This is a genomic window from Chitinivorax tropicus (genome assembly GCF_014202905.1).
Classification (GTDB): Bacteria; Pseudomonadota; Gammaproteobacteria; order Burkholderiales; family SCOH01; genus Chitinivorax; species Chitinivorax tropicus.
Genome location: NZ_JACHHY010000063.1, coordinates 1 through 2,960, shown reverse-complemented (window position 1 = coordinate 2,960; position 2,960 = coordinate 1). Strand labels below are relative to the sequence as shown.

Genomic DNA, 2,960 nt, shown 5'->3' with positions numbered 1-2,960 from the left:
CAACTGGACGCCAGCCAAAGCCTGAGCCTCTTGGCCGGGCACGACCTGGACATCCTGGGCAGCGACCTGAACGCAGGCCAAAGCCTGAGCCTGGGCGCGCTGAACGACCTCAAGATCGGCAGCCTGTCATTGAGCGACAGCCAACACCGCAGCGGCAGCCTGCCCAATGGCAGCTGGCAGCTCGACCTGGCCAACACCTGGCAACGGGGCAGCCAGCTACAAAGCGGCGGCAGCCTCAACCTGCAAGCGCACCGCGACCTGACCCTGCAAGGCACCCAACTGCAAGCGCAAGGGCAAGCGAGCCTGCTGGCGGGCCGCGACCTGAGCCTGGGCAGCGTGATGGAAAGCCACGACAGCCGACAACAATCCCAAGTGGCCAAGAAACGGCTGTTCGGTGGCTTCCGCAATGACGACCTGAGCGAACGGCACACCACGGAACAGCTCGGCAGCCTGCTGTCGGCAGGCAACCTCAGCCTGCAAGCAGGACGAGACCTGACCCTGCAGGCGGCAGCACTGTCGAGCCGACAAGACCTGGCGATCCTGGCGGGCCGCCACCTGGCGCTGACCAGCGCCACTGAAACCGAGCAGGCCATTGAACAGCACCAGAGCAGCCGTTCCGGGTTCCAGCTCGACTTCAGCATCAAGAACCACGGCATCAGCTACAACCGACAACAAGCCAGCAGCGACCAACAACAGAGCGGACAGACCCAACGGGTGACCACCCTGACGGCGGGCGCCAACCTGGCCCTGTCCGCAGGCGACCAAGCCACCCTGGTCGGCGCACAACTGAAAGCCGGGCAAGACCTGGCGCTGATCGCCAAACAGATCGAACTGATCGAAACCCATGACCTGCAACAACGGCACGACCAGCGGGAAAGCAAATCGACCGGACTGGGCATCAACCAAGGTGCCCTCAACAGCGCCATGGTCAGCCAACTCCGTGAGACCCACAAACTAGGAGCCCCCAGCCGCAAAGACGCCAGCCTGAAACACAAAGGCGACTTGGCCAGACGCGACCTGGACCGGATGGAAAGCGGCCATGCCGCTGGCCTGGAAGCCCTGTCCAAAAACGGCTATATGCGCCAGCACACCCAATCGATCAGCGACAGCGCCCAAGACAACACCCGAGGCAGCCAACTGCTGGCCGGTGGCGAGCTGACCATCCAGGCCACCGGCGGCGACCTGAACCTGCGCGGCGCACGGATCAGCAGCGAGCAAGGCAGCGTCACCCTGGCAGCGGCAGGCAACCTGAACCTCGACACCGCCCTGTCCCGCCAGCAAAAGCGTAACGACACCGGCGAGGTCAACACTGGCGGTCTGCAACACCGACGTCAGGAAACCGAACAAACCGGGCAGCAGCAACAACACCAACTGACCCGACTCACCGGCCAGCGCATCCAACTGGCGGCCAAGCAAGACCTGAACCTGCGAGGCGTGGAAGCCGTGGCCGAAGGCGCATTGACCGCCGTGGCAGGCGGTCGGCTGACGGTGAGTGCCGTGAACGACCGGCAACAGGAAACCGCCAACCAAAGCGACATCACCAAAGGCAACTTCCGATCAGGGCGGACCTCGACCACCATTGGACGGCAAGCCCAACACAACGACCAGCAAGCACAAAGCGACACCAGCCAAGCCTCGGCACTGGCGAGCCTGACCGACCGCCTGACCCTGCAGGCGGGCCAAGCCGTGGACATCACCGGCAGCGACCTGATCGGCAAGACCGGCATCAGCATCGAAGGCCGGCAGATCAACGTGCAAGCCGCCGAAGCACAGAACCAGAGCCAACAACACCAACGGAGCAGCCAAGGCGGACTCTCACTGGGGCTGCGCGGCAGCATCGTAGACGCCCTGACCACCATCCTGGACGCCACCGAGCGCAGCAACCAGAGCGACGACAAACGCCTGCAAGCCCTGTACGCCTACCGGGCGGCCAACACCGCCTACCAAGGCATGCAGATGCTGGCACAGAAAGGTGCCGACATCAGAGTACAAGTCACCGTGGGCGGCAAGAGCCAACGACAAGACAGCACCCGCGACCAGACCGAACTACGCGGCAGCCGCCTGCACAGCGAAGGCGACATCCAGCTGAGCGCCCACCAAGGCGACCTGACCCTGCGCGGCAGCGAAGTGAAAGGACAACAGATCGCCTTGCAAGCCAGCGGCGACCTCAAACTGGAAGGCCAGGCCCGACAAGACATCCTGCGTAGCAAAAGCCAAAGCCAGGGCGGCGAAATCGGCGTAGCCGTGACCATCGGCCAAAGCGGCAACAGCGCCGGCATCCTCCTGTCGGCAGAAGCCGCACGGGGCCGGGAGAACGGCGACCTGATCGGCTACCAGAACAGCCACCTGAACGCAGGGCAGACCCTGAGCCTGAAGAGCGGCGGCGACACCACCCTATCAGGCGCAGTGGCCAAAGGGCAACGCATCGAAGCCGACATTGGCGGCAACCTGACCCTGCAAAGCCTGCAAGACCGTGACGACTACCAGAACCGACAACAATCGGGTGGCGGCACCATGGTCGTGGGCATAGGCTTCAGCGGCAGCGCCAGCTACAGCCAAAGCCGGATCAACTCCCGCTACCTGGGGGTTGGAGAACAGACCGCCCTGCAAGCGGGGCGCGGCGGCTTCGACCTGCAAGTGGGCCAACACACCCAACTGAACGGCGCCGTCATCAGCAGCGAAGCCGACGCCAACCGCAACCGGCTCAGCACCGGCACCCTGGGCTGGCAAGACCTGCAGAACCAAGCCCACTACCAGGGAGACAGCTTCGGCGTAGCCGTGAGCTACGACAGCAACAAAGCCGGACAAAACAAAGAAAGCGGGCAAAAGCCCAGCCAGAACACCGGCAACGGCCCAAGCGCCCCACAGAAGCAACAATCCCCAGGTAGCGGTGGCATGACACTGGGCTTCACCAGTGACAGCCGCAGCAGCACCACCCAGTCCGCGATCAGCGCCGGCCA

General features: G+C 64.2%; 1 protein-coding gene. It reads left to right on the top strand.

The annotated features are described in order from the left end of the window. Positions 1-2,960, top strand: a 2,960-nt coding sequence (locus HNQ59_RS19190; protein ID WP_184041999.1) for a hemagglutinin repeat-containing protein, incomplete at both ends; no start/stop codon positions are given.